The sequence below is a fragment of the Myxococcus sp. MISCRS1 genome (assembly GCF_026626605.1).
In the GTDB taxonomy this organism is placed as follows: domain Bacteria; phylum Myxococcota; class Myxococcia; order Myxococcales; family Myxococcaceae; genus Myxococcus; species Myxococcus fulvus.
This window is the reverse complement of record NZ_JAPNKB010000001.1, coordinates 7,457,702-7,473,416: the sequence shown is the minus strand read 5'-3', so window position 1 is coordinate 7,473,416 and position 15,715 is coordinate 7,457,702. Positions and strand designations below refer to the sequence as shown.

The window sequence follows — 15,715 nt, the reverse complement described above, 5'->3', positions numbered from 1 at the left end:
CCCGTCACATCCTCGTGACCCGGGCCCGCGCGAGACATGCCGGGATACATCCGGCCGAGCCCGCGCTACCATCGTTCCGAGATGAATTGCATCTACAACTCGACCATCAACTTCCTGTTCGCCCTCGGGCTGGTGTTCTCCGCCCTCCCCGCGCGTGGCCAGACCGCCGCCGCGCCCCCGGTATCCGCCGAGCGGCTGGTGGGCACCTGGGGCGCTGAGCGGGTCCTCGGTCCCCAGGTCCGGGGTGAATTGACGCTGACGCGCGAGGCAGACACGTGGCGCGCGCGCATCGCCGGCTTCGAGGCTCCGGCGCGCGTGGAGGGCACCCAGGTCTCCGTCGTCCTGCCGGGCGGACAGGGCGAGCTGCGCGCCACGCGCTCGAAGGACGGCAAGCGCATCCGGGGCCACTGGATTCAGCCGCGAGTCCAGATGAGCGGCATGAAGTTCGCCTCGCCGGTGGAGCTGCGTGCGCTGCGCGCGGACGTGTGGCGTGGACAGGTGGCGCCGCTGGAGGACCGGTTCTCGCTGTACCTGGTGGTGCGCAAGGAGACCGACGGCACCGTGACCGCCTTCCTGCGCAACCCCGAGCGCAACGTGGGCAACCGGGTGCTGTTCCGCGTGAGCGTCGAGGGCAACACCGTGCGACTGACGCCGACGAAGGGCGGGGCCACGTACCAGGGGACGTTCGACGCGGACTCGGAGCGGCTGTCGCTGCACTACCCGCCCTTCGAGACGACGTTCGACTTCACGCGGCGGGAGCGCTCGCAGGCGGTGGGCCTGTACGCGCGCACGCCCGCGCCGGGCCCCTACGTCTACCGGCCCCCTGTCGCCGAGGATGACGGCTGGAAGACGGCGTCACTCGCGGACGTGGGCATGGACGCGCAGCCGCTGCGTGAGCTGGTGCAGCAGATTCTCGACCAGGAGCCGAGCCCGGAGTCGGCGCCGGCCATCCAGGGCCTGCTGGTGGCTCGACGGGGGAGGCTGGTGGTCGAGGAGTACTTCCAGGGCTTCGACAAGGAGCGTCCGCATGACCTGCGCTCGGCGGCGAAGACCTACGCCTCCGTGCTGGTGGGCATCGCGCTGGACCAGGGCGCGCCCTTCACCGTCGACACGCCCGTCCTCTCGCTGCTCCCCGAGTACCAGGGCAAGGTGGCGCACCTGGATGAGCGCAAGCGCAGGCTCGACGTGGCGCACCTGATGTCGATGTCCACGGGGCTCGCGTGTGATGACGATGACGCGGAGTCACCGGGCAACGAGGACCGGCTCGAGGACTCCGTCCCGGATTGGTACAAGTACACGTTGGATTTGCCCATGGTGTCCGAGCCGGGGGCGAAGGGCGTGTACTGCTCGGCGAACATCAACCTGGTGGGCGGCGTGCTGCGCAACACCACGAAGCGGTGGATTCCGGAGTTCTTCACCGAGCACCTCGCCGCGCCGCTCCAGATGCGCGACTACCACCTGGACCTGATGCCGGACGGCGAGCAGTACCTGGGCGGCGGCATCTACATGCGCCCGCGCGACGCGCTGAAGCTCGGGCAGCTGTACCTCTCGGGAGGAACGTGGAACGGCCGGCGCGTGGTGAGCAAGCGCTGGGTGGAGCAGTCCATCGCGAAGCACGCGACGATGAACGAGAAGCAGACCTACGGCTACACGTGGTGGCGCCATGAGCTGAAGGTCGGCGAGCGCGTGTTCTCCGAGTACGAGGCCTGCGGCAACGGCGGCCAGCTCGTGATGGTCGTCCCCGAGCTGGACCTCGTCGTGATGTTCACCGCGGGCAACTACAACCACGTCGCGCTCTGGCGGAAGTTCCGCGAGGAGCTCCTGCCCAAGTTCATCATGGCCGCGGTGCGCTCCGGGAAGTGAGCGCGCCTCGACTCAGAGCGTGATGCTGTAGAGCGCGCCGTACTTCGAGCGCAGGTGCGTGAGGAAGTCCGCGTCGGTGAGCCCCTGCCCCGTCACCACGCGCATCCGCTCCTCCGCGGGCAAACGGAAGCCATGCTGGTGCACGCGGTCGCGCAGCCAGTCGCGCAGGGGCAGCATCTTCCCCTGGCGAAGCTGCGCGTCCAGGTCCGGCAGCTCCCGCCCCGCGACGCGGTAGAGCGACGCCGCGTAGAGGTTGCCCAGCGAGTACGTGGGGAAGTACCCCAGCTCGCCCCAGGCCCAGTGGATGTCCTGGAGCACGCCCTGCGTGTCATCAGGCGGCGTGACCCCCAGATAGCGCTCCATGCGCTCGTTCCACGCCGCGGGCACGTCGTCCAACGGGAGCGCGTCGCGAAAGAGCAACAGCTCCAGCTCGTAGCGCACGGCGATGTGCAGGTTGTACGTCACCTCGTCGGACTCGATGCGGATGAGCGACGGCCGCACCTCGTTGACCGCCGCGAGGAAGTCCTCCAGGTCCACGCCCTTCAGCGCCTCCGGGAAGCTGTCACGCAGCAGCGGGAAGTAGTGCTCCCAGAACGGCCGGCCCCGGCCCACCTGGTTCTCCCACAGCCGCGACTGCGACTCGTGCAGCCCCATCGAGGGAGACGCCGCCAGCGGCGTGCGGTGCAGCTCCGGCGCGAAGCCCTGCTCGAACAGCCCGTGCCCCGCTTCATGGATGGTGCTGAAGATGGCCGACAGCGGATTCGACTCGTCCACGTGCGTGGTGAGCCGCACGTCGAGCGCATGCGTGCCCCCGGTGAACGGGTGGATGCTCAAGTCCTGCCGCCCCGCCTCCAGGTCGAAGCCGATGTCCTCGAGCAGCTTCAACGTGAAGCGCCACTGCGCGTCCTTGTCGAAGCGGCGCCCGTCGAACACGGGCCGAGGACGCTTCCCCGTCCCCGTGAGCTTCCCCACCATGGGCACCAGCTGCTCGCGCAGCGCCGTGAGCACCGGCGTCAGTCGGGAGACCCTCATGCCCGGCTCGTACCCCTCCAGCAGGGCGTCGTAACGCTCACCGTCATGTCCGTAGGCGTCCGCCTGCTCGCGGCGCAGCGACAACAGCCGCTGGAGCGCGGGCTGGAACCGGGCGAAGCGGCGCTCCTTGCGGGCCTCCCTCCAGGCATGGAGCCCATGGCTCTGGGCCTCGGCCAGGGCACGCACCAGGGCGGCGGGCACGCGCACCTCGCGCTCCCGTTCCCGCTGGAGCACGGCCACCATGGCCTGCTCGTCCCCGGTCAGCCCAGGGTCCACGGAGGCCTTGGAGAGGGCCTCTCCCAGCCTCGGGTCCACCAGGCGCTCGTGGAGGAGCCCCTGGAGGGTGGAGAGCTGCTGGGCGCGGGCCGGACCCGCCTTGGGGGGCAGGTACGTCTCCTGGTCCCACGTGGCGAGGCCGATGAGCCCCTGGAGGTCCTTCAGCTCCTGCATCCGGGAGAGCAGCCAGGTATCCATGGGGACTCTATAGCGCGCCTCACCCCGGACTTCCGCCCCGGAGGACACAAGGGTATGAGGGCCCGGCAATGGCCAATGTCCTCCAGTTCTTCATGACCCCCGACGACGAGCTCGCCTTCTTCCGCTACCTGGAGCGCTTCGTGCTGGAGGTGTACCCCCGCCGCGTCCCGGAGGACTGGGTGACGTTCCGCGCCCACCAGGACCACATGGACCGGCTGCCCCAGGAGGACCTGTACCTGGTGGCCAGCGAGATTGGCCCCGCCATCGTCGACAAGGTGAAGCGCGGCCCGGACAAGGGCAGCTGGCGCGTGGACGAGGTGCGCTCCCCCGTCATCTTCATGGAGCGCTGCCGCACCAACGAGGAGGGCGAGCTGGTCTCCGGCAAGCTCTGGGCGGAGCTGGACATCACCGCGCAGACGGGCCGCAAGAACGCGGCGCCGGACCGCTTCCGGGGCCTGTTCCTCGAAATCGAGGAGCACGTGAAGAAGACGTACCGCCGGGGCCAGCCGAAGGACTTCTTCGTCGGCCCCAAGGCGGCCCGCCTCTACAAGGAGGGCCTGGTCCTTCGCGACTCCCAGTTCCGCGGCGGCACGGTCAACGTCTACAAGTAGCCGCCCGCCGCGCGGGGAGCCTCAGCTCCCCGTGTTGAGCGCCAGCGCCTTGCGCAGCTGCGGGGCCTCGTTGAGGAACTTCAGGTCCGGGTGCTTGTCCTCGGCGTGCTGGAGCGCCCAGTCGTCGCGGAAGAGGACCAGCGGCAGCCCGTCGCGGTCCTGCACCGTCTGACGGTTGCCCTCCCAGTCGAAGGACTTGGGGTCGAAGTTGGGCCCCACCACCCAGCGCGCGTGGCTGAAGGGCAGCCGGTCCAGGGCGATCTTCGCCCCGTACTCGTGCTCCAGCCGGTACTGGAGGACCTCGAACTGGAGCGCGCCGACCACGCCGACAATCGGGTCCTTCATGCCCATGGCCAGCTGCTGGAAGATTTGCACCGTGCCCTCTTCCGACAGCTGCTCCAGGCCCTTCTCCATCTGCTTGCGACGCAGCGGGTCCTTGGAGCGCACCACGGCGAAGTACTCGGGGCTGAAGCGCGGCACGCCCTCGAACTCCACATCCGTGCCCTCGGCGAGCGTGTCGCCGATGCGGTACTGCCCCGGGTCGAACAGGCCGATGACGTCCCCGGGCCAGGCGTCCTCAATCGCGGTGCGCTCGGCGGCCATGAACTGGCTGGGCTTGGCCAGGCGCACCTCCTTGCCCAGGCGCGAGTGGTACGCGTTCATGCCCTTGACGTAGCGGCCGCTCACCACGCGCATGAAGGCGATGCGGTCGCGGTGCGCGGGGTCCATGTTCGCCTGAATCTTGAAGACGAAGCCCGCGAACCTGGGGTTGTTCGGCTCGCGCGGGCCGTTCGTCGTCGGGCGCGAGGTGGGCGCGGGCGCCAGGTCCAGGAACGCGTCGAGGAACGGGCGCACGCCGAAGTTCGTCATCGCGCTGCCGAAGAACATGGGCGTCAACTGCCCCGCGTCGCTCTTCTCGCGGGTGAACTCGTCCCCGCCGATGTCGAGCAGCTCGATGTCCTCGTGCAGCTTCGCCAGCTCCGCCTCGGTGAGCACCGTCTTGATTTCATCCGAGTCGATGGAGACCGAGCGCTCGGCGACCTCCGACTCGCCGTGGGAGCCCTCCGCGGAGAAGACGTGGACCACGCGGGCCTGCCGGTCGTAGACGCCGCGGAACTCCGGCCCCATGCCGATGGGCCAGTTCATCGGGTACGAGCGGATGCCGAGCACCTGCTCCAGCTCGTTCATCAGCTCGAGCGGCTCGCGGCCGTAGCGGTCCAGCTTGTTGACGAAGGTGAAGATGGGGATGCCGCGCATGCGGCAGACCTTGAAGAGCTTCTTGGTCTGCGGCTCGACGCCCTTGGCGGCGTCGATGAGCATCACCGCCGAGTCCGCCGCGGCCAGCGTGCGGTAGGTGTCCTCGGAGAAGTCCTGGTGGCCCGGGGTGTCCAGCAGGTTGACCGCGTGGTCCCGGTAGGAGAACTGGAGGACGGACGAGGTGACGGAGATGCCGCGCTCCTTCTCCAGCTCCATCCAGTCGCTGGTGGCGTGGCGCCTCGCGCGCTTGGCCTTGACGCTGCCGGCCAGGTGGATGGCGCCGCCGTAGAGCAAGAGCTTCTCGGTGAGCGTGGTCTTGCCCGCGTCGGGGTGGGAGATGATCGCGAAGGTGCGCCGCCGGGCGACCTCCCTGTCGAGCTCGTTCGTCATGACCCGAGGCCAACTACCACGGGCCGTGTTTCCTTGCAGCCAGCAAGGAGCCCCTGGCGGTCCGCCCGACGCCCGTGGGAGGGTCCGCCCACCCTTTCTCGCCCCTGGAGGCGGCCATGCAGCGGACCCACCACTCGACAGGTACTCCCTGGGAGCCCCGCGTGGGCTACTCGCGCGCGGTGCGCGTGGGCCCCTTCGTCTCCGTCTCCGGCACCACCGCCACGGACGCCCAGGGCCAGGTGGTGGGCCCCGGGGACGCCTACCTCCAGGCCACGCAGACCCTGCGCAACATCGAGGCCGCGCTGAAGGCCGTGGGCGCCAGCCTGAAGGACGTGGTGCGCACGCGCATGTACGTCACGGACATCTCGCGCTGGGAGGAGGTGGGCCGCGCCCACGGGGAGTTCTTCGCCGCCATCCGCCCCGCCACGTCGATGGTGGAGGTGAGCAAGCTCATCGACCCGGCGATGCTGGTGGAGATTGAAGCGGACGCCATCGTGGCGGACGCGCCGGCTCCGACGCCCTGAGGAGCGGGCGCTCCCCTGCCCGCCCGGTGTCCCAGGTCGGGGTGGCCGCCTGGGACGCGACGCTCCAAGTTGGAGGGAGCCATGGGCGTCGAATGGAAGGACAACATCAGCCTCGCGGACGCGCTGGAGCGCGTGGCGGACCTGCTCGAGCAGCAGGACGCCATGCCCTTCCGGGTATCGGCCTACCGCAAGGCGGCGGCGACGGTGGGGAAGTGGCCGGACTCCGTGGCGGAGCTGCTCGCGTCCAAGGGCGAGGCGGGGCTCAGGGAGCTGCCCGGGGTGGGCAAGAGCATCGCGGCCTCCATCGCGGAGCTGGTGCGCACCGGGCACCTGGGGCTGTTGCAGCGCCTGGAGGACGAGTCCTCTCCCGAGCAGCTGCTCGCCAGCGTGCCGGGCATCGGGCCGGAGCTCGCGCGGCGCATCCATGAGGAGCTGGGGGTGCGCTCGCTCGAGGAGCTGGAGCAGGCGGCGCACGACGGACACCTGGAGGCGGTGGAGGGCTTCGGTCCTCGTCGCGGGCAGCAGGTGCGCGACCTGCTGGCGGCGCGGCTGGGCCGCAACCGGCGCGGGCTGGCGCGCAAGCAGGAGCAACGGGAGGAAGGCGGTCCCCAGCCGGACGTCGGGCTGCTGCTCCAGGTGGACGAGGAGTACCGCCGGCGCGCGGAGGCCGGCGAGCTGCGCACCATCGCGCCCCGGCGCTTCAACCCCACGGGCGAGGCGTGGCTGCCGGTGCTGCGGCGCAAAGTGGACGGGTGGAGCGTGCGCGCGCTGTTCTCCAACACGGCGCTCGCGCACCAGCAGGACGCGACGCGCGAGTGGGTGGTGCTCTACTTCGACAAGGACGGCGACGAGGGCCAGTGCACCGTCGTCACCGCGCACGGCGGGCCGCTGGATGGACGGCGCGTCGTGCGGGGCCGCGAGGTGGAGTGTCTGGCCTACTACGGCGTGGAGTCCGAGGAGACGGAGGCGCCGCCTCCCGGCGCGTGAGCGCGGCCCTCCACGCCACGTCCCGCCCGCGGCATCCCGCACGCGCGGGACATGACACCGCGTCTCAGGGCGCCGGGAAGTAGAGCTCCACGGTGGAGACCGCGCCGCTCGAGCCCAGCCCGCCGGTGACGAGCAACCGGTCCGAGCCCGCCAGGCGCGACACCGCCGCGCTCGACAGCGGATTGGACAGCGCGCCCGCGGAGGTCCACAGGCCCGTGGCCGGGTCATACACCTCGGAGGTGGGCAACAGCCCCGTGGCGGCGCCCGCGTCCCCGCCCATGACCAGCACCCGGCCCGACGGCAGCACCGACGCCATCGCCCCGTAGCGGCTGCTCGACATGGGCGCCACCGGCATCCACAGGCCCAGCGCGGGCTCGTAGATTTCGGCCGAGGCCAACGCGCCCCCCTGCCCCCAGCCGCCCGCCACCAGCACCCGGCCTCCCGGCAGCGACACCGCGACGTGGCCATAGCGCGTGCCCGACATGGAGCCCGCGGGAGACCACACCCCGGTGTTCATGTCGTAGAGCTCCGCGGTGGCCGTGTCCCCCGTGGGCGTGGTGCCACCGGCCACCAGCACGTGTCCCGACAACAACATCGTGGCGGTGTGGTTGATGCGCTTCACGCTCATCGAGCCCGTGGCGCGCCAGGTGCCCGATGGCGGGTCATACAGCTCCGCCGTGGCCTGGATGCTGCTGAAGCTCGACGAAGACCGCCCTCCCGTCACCAGCACCTGCCCGGAGAGCAGCAACGTCGCGGTGTGCCGCGAGCGCGTCCCCGCGAGCGCGCCGGTGGTGCTCCAGAGGCCGGTGTCCGGGTTGTACACCTCGGCGGAGGACAGGTAGGACGACCCGGAGGCCTGACCTCCCGCCACCAGCACCCTGCCCGAGGGCAGCACCGTCCCGGTGTGCAGGAAGCGCGGGGTGACGAGGCTGCCCGTCGCCGTCCACGTGGCTTGGGCCTCGTCATACAGCTCCGCGCCGCCCAGGCCCGCGCCGCCCATCGTGCCGCCCGCCACCAGCACCTTGCCCGACCCCAGGAGCGACGCCGTGTGCTGATAGCGCGTCGTCGCCATGCTCGTGGTGAGGCGCCACGGCGGCGTGGGCACCGAGTACCGCTCGGCCGTGGCGGAGCGCTGCACGCTGTCGGGGCTTCCGCCCGTGACGAGCACGTCGCCCTGGACCAGCAACGTCGCCGTGTGGCCCAGCCTGCTCGTGCTCATGGACGCCACCTGCGTCCAGCGCCCCTGCGCCGGGTCATACAGCAGCGCCGTCTCCAGGTAGGGCTCGTTGCCGTCCGAGCCTCCGGTGACGAGCACCTCACCCGAGTGCAGGAGCGTGGCCGTGTGCTGCGCGCGCTCCGCCGGCAAGGCCTGCGTGACGGGGCTCCAGCTCCCCATGCCCGGGTCGAACACCTCCACGCCGCGCGTCGCGGTGAACTCGTCCACGAAACCGCCCACCACCAGCACCTTGCCGGACAACAGCAGCGTCGCCGTGTGGCCCGCGCGCGCCACGAGCAGACTCGCCGCGACGCTCCACGTCCCGGTGGACGGCTCGTACAGCTCCGCGTCGCGCAGGAACGCGCCCCGAGGCCCCTGTCGTCCGCCGACCACCAGCACCCGCCCGTTGGGCAGCAGCGTCGCCGTGTGGCCCACGCGCGGCCTGCGCAGCGCCCCCGTCTGGGACCACGTGCCCGTGGCCGAGTCATAGAGCTGCGCGCTCGCGAGCCCCGCGCCCGCGCCGTTCTCCCCGCCCACCACCAGCACCTTGCCGTTGCCGAGCAACGTCGCCGTGTGGCCCGAGCGCAGCGAGTCCAGGCTACCCGTCGGCGCCCACGAGCCCAGGGACGGCTCATACAGCTCCGCGGTGCCCGTGGCCGAGGCCGCCGAGTCGCCCCCCACCACCAGCACCTTGCCGTTGCCGAGCAACGTCGCCGTGTGCCGCCGCCGCGCCGCGTTCAGCGTGCCGCCCGTGAGCCAGCGCGCGCCCGCCACGTCATACAGCTCCGCGCTCGTGGAGGACTGCCCCCCCACCACCAGCACGTTGCCGGAGCGCAGCACCGTCGCCGTGTGGTCCACCCGCTGCAACGTCATGCTCGCCGTCAACGACCAGCCCAGCTCCGGCACGGGCGCGGCGGTCAGCCCCGCACCCGCCCCCCTGGCTTCCGACGGCTCTGCAAATTCTTCGTGTGAGCATCCCGTGAGGACAAGCGCCGTCACCAGCGCGGCCAGGCGGCCGAGCCTGATACATCGTTTCATGGAGGGAGGTCCTTTCCCGAGGGGGATGTGGGGCCCGATGGCCCGCACAGGGCGGCGCTTAACCCAATCCCTGGGAGCGAGGCCAATCCAGCCTCTGAAAAAACACGTCCCACCCCTGCGACAGGTGGGGTTGATACACCCCACCGCCGAGTCGACAAGCGCTCGTCGGCCCGGCGAAACCGGGCGAGATGAAAGGGATTAGCTGCTGGCCGAGGTGTAATGGCCGATGGAGCGAATCCAGACGCGCCGCGCCACCCACGCGAAGAGCGCCGAGCCCGCCACCGCGCCAACGAGGGACACCGTCGGCAGCCGGCCCAACATGGCTTCGGCCGGGAAGGTGGTCATCAGGGCGAGGGGAATCACGTAGGTGAAGACGAGCGTCAACGCGCCGCGCGCCACGCCCTTGAACACCGACGAGGGCCACCGCGCGAAGTCGAAGATGGACGAGAAGAGGAAGGTGAGGTTGTCCACCCGGACGACGAAGAACGCGGCGCTCACCGTCAATATCCACAGCGAGTACAACAGCAGCGTGCTGGTGCCCAGCAGCAGCACGGACGCGAGGAGCCCCAGGGGTGACGGCCCGCGGCCCAGCAGCATGAAGGCGTAGACGAACAGGCCCAGGCCGGTGAGTACGTTGAAGGCGCGCCACGGCAGGAAGCGCTGCGTCGACACGAGGAACTGCGCGTCCGCGGGCTTGAGCAGCACGAAGTCCAGCGTGCCCTTGCGGATGTGCTCCACCACGCCCGTGAGGCTGGGGTTGATGGCCCCCTCGAGCACGCCTTGCAGCAGGGTGAACCAGCCCACCACGAGCAGCGACTCGCCGAAGGTCCACCCCTCCACCGCCGGCCGTCGCCCGTAGACGACGAACAGCGGCGCCAGCGCGGTGAAGACCCAGCACAGGGACGTGAAGCCCTCGGTGAGGAAGTCCGCCCGGTACTGGAGCGCCTGGAGCCCGGAGGCCTTGAGCTGTACGCCGAGCAGTCGCAGATAACGCCGCACCATGCCCCTACCCTCCGAACGCCGCGAAGCGCTTCACGCCCTGCTTCCAGAGCGTCACCGCCAGGACGCCCATCCCCAGCACCCACGCCCACTGCCGCGCGAGCAGCCCCAGCGCCGTGGGCACATCATGCGCGCTCGTCATCAGCTCCACCGGCAGGCCCATCTGGTAGCGGAACGGCAGCCAGTCGATGAGCGTGCGCAGCCCCTCGGGCAGCAGCTCCACCGGGTACATGTAGCCGGAGCAGACGAAGAAGAGGACCATCCAGACCTCCATCATCTTCTGGCTGCTGTCCATGAAGAGGCTCAGCGCGCCGATGGCCACGTTGGCCAGGAACGTGATCGCCCAGCCGCCCAGCACCGCGATGATGAACAGGGCCCAGCCCCACGCGTGCTGGGGCACCGCCTTGTCGGCGCCCACCAGCGCCACGCTCACCAGCACCACCGGCACCGCGACCACGACGCGCATGGGGAAGCCCGCGACGTTCTCCGACGCGTAGGCCCACAGGGGCGACACGGGACGCAACAGGCGCATGGCCAGCGTGCCCTGCTTCACCTCCCAGTTGATGAGCCACGCGGCCCAGGCGCTGGTGAGCTGGCGCACCGCGAAGGTGGCCAGGAAGTAGCTGACGAAGTCGACCTGGCCGTAGTTGCCCACGGGCGCGTCCTTGGACACCGCCATCCACAGCACCATGTTGACCAGCGGCATGGTGGTGGACAGCACCCAGACGAACATCTCCGCGCGGTAGGCAATCGACTCGGCGAAGCCCACGCGCAGCATGGTGGGCAGGGCGCGCAGCACGCCTCGGGCGCTCACGCCGGCACCACCTGGGCCGTCGACTCACGGCGCGCCTTGTTCTCCGCGAACAGCTCGCTCATGACCTCCTCGAGCGGCGCGTTCTCCACCGTGAGGTCCGTCACCGGCAGGCCCGACAGGGCGCGGGAGATGGTGGCGTTGACCGCGTCCTGGCGCACCTGGAGCACCGCCATCCCCGCCTCGTGCGTCACCAGCTTGCCCAAAGGCTCCAGCCGGCCCGCCTCCACCTGCTCGGACAGGCGCAGCACCACGCGCTTCTCCGGGCGCACGCGCTGCACCAGCGCGTCCAGGCTGCCGTCGTAGGAGAGCAGCCCCTTGTCGATGACGATGACGCGCGGACACAGGGCGGCCACGTCGTCCATGTAGTGGCTGGTGAGGATGAGCGTGGCGCCGTACTTCTCGTTGTAGTCCTTGATGAAGGTCCGCATGGTGGCCTGCATGGACACGTCCAGGCCGATGGTGGGCTCGTCCAGGAACAGCACGCGGGGGCGGTGGATGAGGGCCGCGGCCAGCTCGCACTTCATGCGCTCGCCCAGGGACAACTGCCGGGTGGGCTTGCCGATGAGGTCGCCAATCTCCAGGAGGCCCACCAGCTCGTCCAACGTCTGCTTGTATTGGGCCGCGGGCACGTCGTAGATGGCGCGGTTGAGCTCGAAGGTCTCCGCCGGTGGTAGGTCCCACAGGAGCTGCTGCTTCTGCCCCATGACGAGCATGATTTTCTTGAGGAACGCCTCCTCGCGCAGGCGCGGCACGTGGCCGTCGACGCGGACCTCGCCCTCGGACGGGTGCAAGAGGCCGGAGAGGACCTTGAGCGTGGTCGTCTTCCCGGCGCCGTTGGGGCCCAGGAAGCCCACGCGCTCGCCGGGGCGGATGTCGAAGGAGATGCCATCCACGGCCTTCACGGAGGTGTAGGTGCGGTGGAAGAGCGAGCGGAGGGCCGCCTTGAGGCCAGGCGGGCGCTTGTGGACTTTGTAGTGCTTGCGCAGCCCTTGGACGGAGATCATGTGCGACAAGGGTTTAACGCGGACGCCCCCGGGTGGCGACCGTGGAGTTGAGCAAGTGGCGCGGTGACAACGGGTTGACACGGGCCGCTGCCGGGAGCGGCCCCTCGGTCGAAGGCTTGGCGGGATGAGCAACGCATACAGCAAGGACCTGGAGCGGTGGATGCCGCGGCTCATCGCCGTGTGGCGCCAGTCGCGCGGCCGGGGGGACGGGCCGGAGACGAAGCTGACGCCGCAGGAGGTCAAGGAGGTGGGCGCCGGCGTGCGGCAGCTGTCCATGGGCCTGACGCGGGAGCGGCAGCTCGCGGGCGCGCGCTACATGGACGACCCGAAACTCCTGGGCGCCTATCTCCTCTTCTACTGGCCGGTGTCCTACGCGCAGGCCCGGCAGGTGTTGGGAGAGCTGCCGAACCGGCCCCGGCAGGTGCTGGACCTGGGCAGTGGCCCGGGGCCGGTGGCCTTCGCGGCGATGGACTCGGGAGCCAAGGAGGTGACGGCGGCGGACCGCAGCAAGCCGGCGCTGAACCTGGCGCGCGCGCTGGCGACGGAGGCCGGCGAGGCGCTGGCCACGCGCGAGTGGGACCCGACGAAGAAGGCCGCGGCGCTGCCGGAGGGACAGTTCGACCTCATCACGATGGGGCACGTCATCAACGAGCTGTACGGCACGGGCGACGCGGCGACGAACCCGCGCGCGGCGCTGCTGGAGGCGGTGCTGGCGAAGGTGAAGAAGGGCGGCAGCCTGCTGGTGATGGAGCCGGCGCTGCGCGAGACGAGCCGGGGCCTGTTGCACGTGCGCGACGCGCTGGTGGCGCGAGGCTACGCGGTGCGCGCGCCGTGCATGTACCGGGGGCCGTGTCCGGCGCTGGTGAAGGAGACCGACTGGTGCCACGCGGAGCGGCCGTGGCCGATGCCTCGCGTCGTGGAGGAGCTGGCCAGAGCGGCGAGCCTGCACAAGGAAGCGCTGAAGATGAGCTACCTGATGCTGGCGCCCAAGGGCGAGGAGTGGCCCCAGACGCCGCCGGGAAGGCTGTTCCGCATCGTCTCCGAGCCGCTGGAGGGCAAGGGGCGCCACCGCTACATCGGCTGCGGGCCCGAGGGCCGCGTGGGCCTGGCGATGCAGGAGCGCCACCGCAACGAGAAGAACGAGCGCTTCCTCCAGTTGCACCGGGGTGACGTCATCGCGGTGACGGAGACGGAGCCCAAGGGCGACGGCCTGGCGCTCGGGGAGACATCGGAGGTGCGGATGGTGGCGCCCGCGGGCAAGGGCGTGCCTCCCCCGCCTCCGAAGGAGGACGCGCCTTCGAGCCCGGGAACCAGCCCGAGCCCCGGCGCGCCCTCCTGAGACGTCCACGTGCCCCTCGGGGACCGACACGCCCCGCGAGCACGTCGACGTCGGCTTCACGCTGACGCGCCCCGGAGTCGCCTCTGGGGCACGTCGAAGGGGTTCAGCCTCCGGTGGGAGGCACTGACCTCCCCTCTCGAGCACTCACGCCGCTCGCGCGTCGTCATGCCCGCGAGGGATGGCCGCCTGCGCGGTCGCGGTGCTACGGACGGGCCTGCGCGTAGGCGCCGGTGAGCACGTCGAGCATGTGGCGGAAGGACTTCACCTGGTCCTTGGCGACGGTGAGCGCGCCCTGGGCGAGGACGGTGGCCTGGACGCGGACCAGGGTGGTGAGGTGGGTCGACGTGTCCTGCGCATTCTTCCGAGGGGGGTTCATCAGGGAAGCGATGTTCATGGAACGCTCCGGGGTGTGGAGTTGCGCGCAGCATCCACCACCCCCGCAAACACCACGTCGCACGCGGGCAACTTCGCCGTCACATCGCGCCTGGCGTGCCCCGGAGCCTGGGGGCTGTGCCCTGCCTGACAGTCTCCACGCCGAGCGAGAGGACACGCGAACACCCGCGCATGCGGGCCGGGGGCGTGGCGTCGCGGGAGCCGCGCGCATCCGCTAGCGTTCGGGCTCTCTCGCAGTCCCGGAAGGCGCATGTCCGTCCCGTCCCGGTCGTCGCGGACGCTGTACCCGCCCGTGGAGCCCTACCGCATGGGCCGCCTGCGGGTGTCCCCGCTCCACGAGCTGTACTTCGAGGAGAGCGGCAACCCCCAGGGCAAGCCCGTGGTGTTCGTCCATGGGGGCCCGGGTGGCGGCACGGACGCGCGGCAGCGGCGCTTCTTCGACCCGGCCGCGTACCGCATCATCCTGTTCGACCAGCGGGGCTGTGGCCGCAGCACGCCGCACGCGAGCCTCGAGGAGAACACTACGTGGGACCTGGTGGCGGACCTGGAGCGGCTGCGCGAGCACCTGGGCGTCGAGCGGTGGATGCTCTTCGGGGGCTCGTGGGGCAGCACTTTGTCGCTCGCCTATGCGCAGGCGCATCCGGAGCGCGTCACGGAGCTGGTGCTGCGAGGCATCTTCCTGTTGCGCAAGCAGGAGCTGGACTGGTTCTACCAGCGGGGCGCGAGCGCGCTGTTCCCGGAGGCCTGGGAGGAGTATCTCGCGCCCATTCCCATCGAGGAGCGGCAGGACTTGCTGGGCGCGTACCACCGCCGCCTGACGAGCGCGGACATGGCGGTCCGGCTGGAGGCCGCGCGGGCGTGGAGCGTGTGGGAGGCGCACACCAGCTACCTGCATCCCAACCCGGAGCTGGTGGCGCGAAACAGCACGGGGGACTTCGCGTTGGCGTTCGCGCGCATCGAGTGCCACTACTTCTTCCATCGCGGGTTCCTGCGCTCGGACACGCAGCTGCTGGAGGACGTGCCGCGCATCCGTCACATCCCGGCGGTCATCGTGCAGGGGCGATACGACGTGGTGTGTCCGCCGGAGAGCGCGTGGGCGCTGCATCGCGCGTGGCCGGAGGCGCGGTTCGTGATGGTGCCGGACGCGGGGCACTCGGCGAACGAGCCGGGGACGACGGCGGCGCTGCTGGAGGCCACGGACCGCTTCCGTCCAGGGTGAGGGGGCGCCGCGTGCTTTCGCTCGGCCCGGGGAGTCCCTAAGGTGGTGGGGACGGGTCAGTCCTCGGGAGACGAGCACATGTCAGCAGAGAAGGCCGCGCGAAGCTGGGTGGAGGAGAGTGCGTTGAGGGCCGCGGGGGCCGCCGCGCTGCCCATCCCGGTGCCGGGCGCGCACACGGCGCTCACGTCCGCCATCGAGGCGTACATGATTTATCACGTGGCGGGCATCTACGGAGAGAAGCTCAGCCTGGGTGAGTCGCTCGGGATGATTCCCACGTTGGGCGCGGGCATCGTGGCGCGCAAGGCGGCCAGCTCCATCGTGGGTGAGACGGTGGGCTGGATTCCGGTCGCCGGCTGGTTGCTGAAGGGCGCGGCCAGCGGCGGCACCGCGTTCGCGATGGGCGTGGCGGCGGTGACGTACTTCGAGAAGAAGTACCCCGGCCGCGAGGCCGTGCCCTTCGAGACCGTGTCCATCAAGGACTGGGTGAAGGCGGCGCTCGCGCACCTGGGGTTCGGAAAGAAATAGCAGCATCCAGCACGGCCGGCCGCCGGCATG

Annotated in this window: 13 protein-coding genes and 1 pseudogene; 7 read left to right on the top strand and 7 right to left on the bottom strand. The window is 70.5% G+C overall.

The genetic code is table 11. From position 1 onward, the window contains the following. Nucleotides 1-36 precede the first annotated feature (36 nt). A complete protein-coding gene (locus OWM54_RS29785) occupies nucleotides 37-1,863 on the top strand; it encodes a serine hydrolase domain-containing protein (RefSeq protein ID WP_267699692.1) in 1,827 nt (608 codons plus the stop codon). Between the two features lie 12 nt (nucleotides 1,864-1,875). Here OWM54_RS29785 and OWM54_RS29780 read toward each other — a convergent pair whose 3' ends face one another. Further along, on the bottom strand, nucleotides 1,876-3,369 hold the full coding sequence (locus tag OWM54_RS29780; RefSeq protein WP_267699691.1) for a carboxypeptidase M32: 1,494 nt from the start codon (nucleotides 3,367-3,369) through the stop codon (nucleotides 1,876-1,878). Between the two features lie 68 nt (nucleotides 3,370-3,437). Here OWM54_RS29780 and OWM54_RS29775 point away from each other — a divergent pair, with 68 nt between their 5' ends. Continuing rightward, complete coding sequence (locus tag OWM54_RS29775; protein WP_223748442.1) at nucleotides 3,438-3,980, top strand: hypothetical protein; 543 nt, start codon at nucleotides 3,438-3,440, stop codon at nucleotides 3,978-3,980. A 21-nt stretch (nucleotides 3,981-4,001) separates the two neighbouring features. Here OWM54_RS29775 and OWM54_RS29770 read toward each other — a convergent pair whose 3' ends face one another. After that, on the bottom strand, nucleotides 4,002-5,627 hold the full coding sequence (locus OWM54_RS29770; protein WP_223781639.1) for a peptide chain release factor 3: 1,626 nt from the start codon (nucleotides 5,625-5,627) through the stop codon (nucleotides 4,002-4,004). A gap of 116 nt (nucleotides 5,628-5,743) precedes the next feature. On the opposite strand from OWM54_RS29770, the gene OWM54_RS29765 reads away from it, so the two are divergent. After that, nucleotides 5,744-6,151, top strand: coding sequence for a RidA family protein (locus OWM54_RS29765; RefSeq protein WP_267699690.1), 408 nt, complete (start codon nucleotides 5,744-5,746; stop codon nucleotides 6,149-6,151). Nucleotides 6,152-6,232: 81 nt separating this feature from the next. Further along, nucleotides 6,233-7,138 (top strand): helix-hairpin-helix domain-containing protein, encoded by a 906-nt coding sequence (locus OWM54_RS29760; protein WP_223781637.1) that lies wholly within the window; start codon nucleotides 6,233-6,235, stop codon nucleotides 7,136-7,138. Between the two features lie 64 nt (nucleotides 7,139-7,202). On the opposite strand, the gene OWM54_RS29755 is transcribed toward OWM54_RS29760, so the two are convergent. The 4 genes and pseudogenes from OWM54_RS29755 to OWM54_RS29740 all read right to left on the bottom strand — a co-directional run. Continuing rightward, nucleotides 7,203-9,392 carry a Kelch repeat-containing protein gene (locus tag OWM54_RS29755; protein WP_267699689.1) on the bottom strand — a complete coding sequence of 730 codons (2,190 nt, stop codon included), beginning with the start codon at nucleotides 9,390-9,392 and terminating at the stop codon, nucleotides 7,203-7,205. A 198-nt stretch (nucleotides 9,393-9,590) separates the two neighbouring features. Continuing rightward, the gene (locus OWM54_RS29750; RefSeq protein ID WP_267699688.1) at nucleotides 9,591-10,394 is read right to left on the bottom strand and encodes an ABC transporter permease; all 804 of its coding nucleotides are present in this window, start codon (nucleotides 10,392-10,394) and stop codon (nucleotides 9,591-9,593) included. A gap of 4 nt (nucleotides 10,395-10,398) precedes the next feature. Continuing rightward, on the bottom strand, nucleotides 10,399-11,205 hold the full coding sequence (locus tag OWM54_RS29745; protein WP_223748437.1) for an ABC transporter permease: 807 nt from the start codon (nucleotides 11,203-11,205) through the stop codon (nucleotides 10,399-10,401). Then, nucleotides 11,202-12,101, bottom strand: a pseudogene (locus OWM54_RS29740) (ABC transporter ATP-binding protein); the annotation flags it as partial. The pseudogene OWM54_RS29740 and the gene OWM54_RS29745, both read right to left, overlap by 4 nt. 232 nt (nucleotides 12,102-12,333) lie before the next feature. On the opposite strand from OWM54_RS29740, the gene OWM54_RS29735 reads away from it, so the two are divergent. Continuing rightward, nucleotides 12,334-13,548: a small ribosomal subunit Rsm22 family protein gene (locus tag OWM54_RS29735; protein WP_141327430.1), complete on the top strand. Its 1,215-nt coding sequence runs from the start codon at nucleotides 12,334-12,336 to the stop codon at nucleotides 13,546-13,548. A 202-nt stretch (nucleotides 13,549-13,750) separates the two neighbouring features. On the opposite strand, the gene OWM54_RS29730 is transcribed toward OWM54_RS29735, so the two are convergent. After that, nucleotides 13,751-13,942: a hypothetical protein gene (locus OWM54_RS29730; RefSeq protein ID WP_046715856.1), complete on the bottom strand. Its 192-nt coding sequence runs from the start codon at nucleotides 13,940-13,942 to the stop codon at nucleotides 13,751-13,753. Between the two features lie 249 nt (nucleotides 13,943-14,191). Here OWM54_RS29730 and pip point away from each other — a divergent pair, with 249 nt between their 5' ends. Both pip and OWM54_RS29720 read left to right on the top strand, forming a co-directional pair. Further along, complete coding sequence (gene pip / locus OWM54_RS29725) at nucleotides 14,192-15,160, top strand: prolyl aminopeptidase (protein WP_223748434.1); 969 nt, start codon at nucleotides 14,192-14,194, stop codon at nucleotides 15,158-15,160. Nucleotides 15,161-15,238: 78 nt separating this feature from the next. Beyond that, on the top strand, nucleotides 15,239-15,685 hold the full coding sequence (locus tag OWM54_RS29720; RefSeq protein WP_267699687.1) for a hypothetical protein: 447 nt from the start codon (nucleotides 15,239-15,241) through the stop codon (nucleotides 15,683-15,685). Nucleotides 15,686-15,715 lie beyond the last annotated feature (30 nt).

Excerpts from the sequence above, each read along its gene's own strand:
- OWM54_RS29765 (WP_267699690.1), top strand. The coding sequence starts at position 5,744 with ATGCAGCGGACCCACCACTCGACAGGTACTCCCTGGGAGCCCCGCGTG.
- OWM54_RS29785 (WP_267699692.1), top strand. The coding sequence starts at position 37 with ATGCCGGGATACATCCGGCCGAGCCCGCGCTACCATCGTTCCGAGATG.
- OWM54_RS29720 (WP_267699687.1), top strand. The coding sequence starts at position 15,239 with ATGTCAGCAGAGAAGGCCGCGCGAAGCTGGGTGGAGGAGAGTGCGTTG.
- OWM54_RS29735 (WP_141327430.1), top strand. The coding sequence starts at position 12,334 with ATGAGCAACGCATACAGCAAGGACCTGGAGCGGTGGATGCCGCGGCTC.
- pip (WP_223748434.1), top strand. The coding sequence starts at position 14,192 with ATGTCCGTCCCGTCCCGGTCGTCGCGGACGCTGTACCCGCCCGTGGAG.
- OWM54_RS29730 (WP_046715856.1), bottom strand. The coding sequence starts at position 13,942 with ATGAACATCGCTTCCCTGATGAACCCCCCTCGGAAGAATGCGCAGGAC.
- OWM54_RS29775 (WP_223748442.1), top strand. The coding sequence starts at position 3,438 with ATGGCCAATGTCCTCCAGTTCTTCATGACCCCCGACGACGAGCTCGCC.
- OWM54_RS29770 (WP_223781639.1), bottom strand. The coding sequence starts at position 5,627 with ATGACGAACGAGCTCGACAGGGAGGTCGCCCGGCGGCGCACCTTCGCG.
- OWM54_RS29750 (WP_267699688.1), bottom strand. The coding sequence starts at position 10,394 with ATGGTGCGGCGTTATCTGCGACTGCTCGGCGTACAGCTCAAGGCCTCC.
- OWM54_RS29760 (WP_223781637.1), top strand. The coding sequence starts at position 6,233 with ATGGGCGTCGAATGGAAGGACAACATCAGCCTCGCGGACGCGCTGGAG.
- OWM54_RS29755 (WP_267699689.1), bottom strand. The coding sequence starts at position 9,392 with ATGAAACGATGTATCAGGCTCGGCCGCCTGGCCGCGCTGGTGACGGCG.
- OWM54_RS29780 (WP_267699691.1), bottom strand. The coding sequence starts at position 3,369 with ATGGATACCTGGCTGCTCTCCCGGATGCAGGAGCTGAAGGACCTCCAG.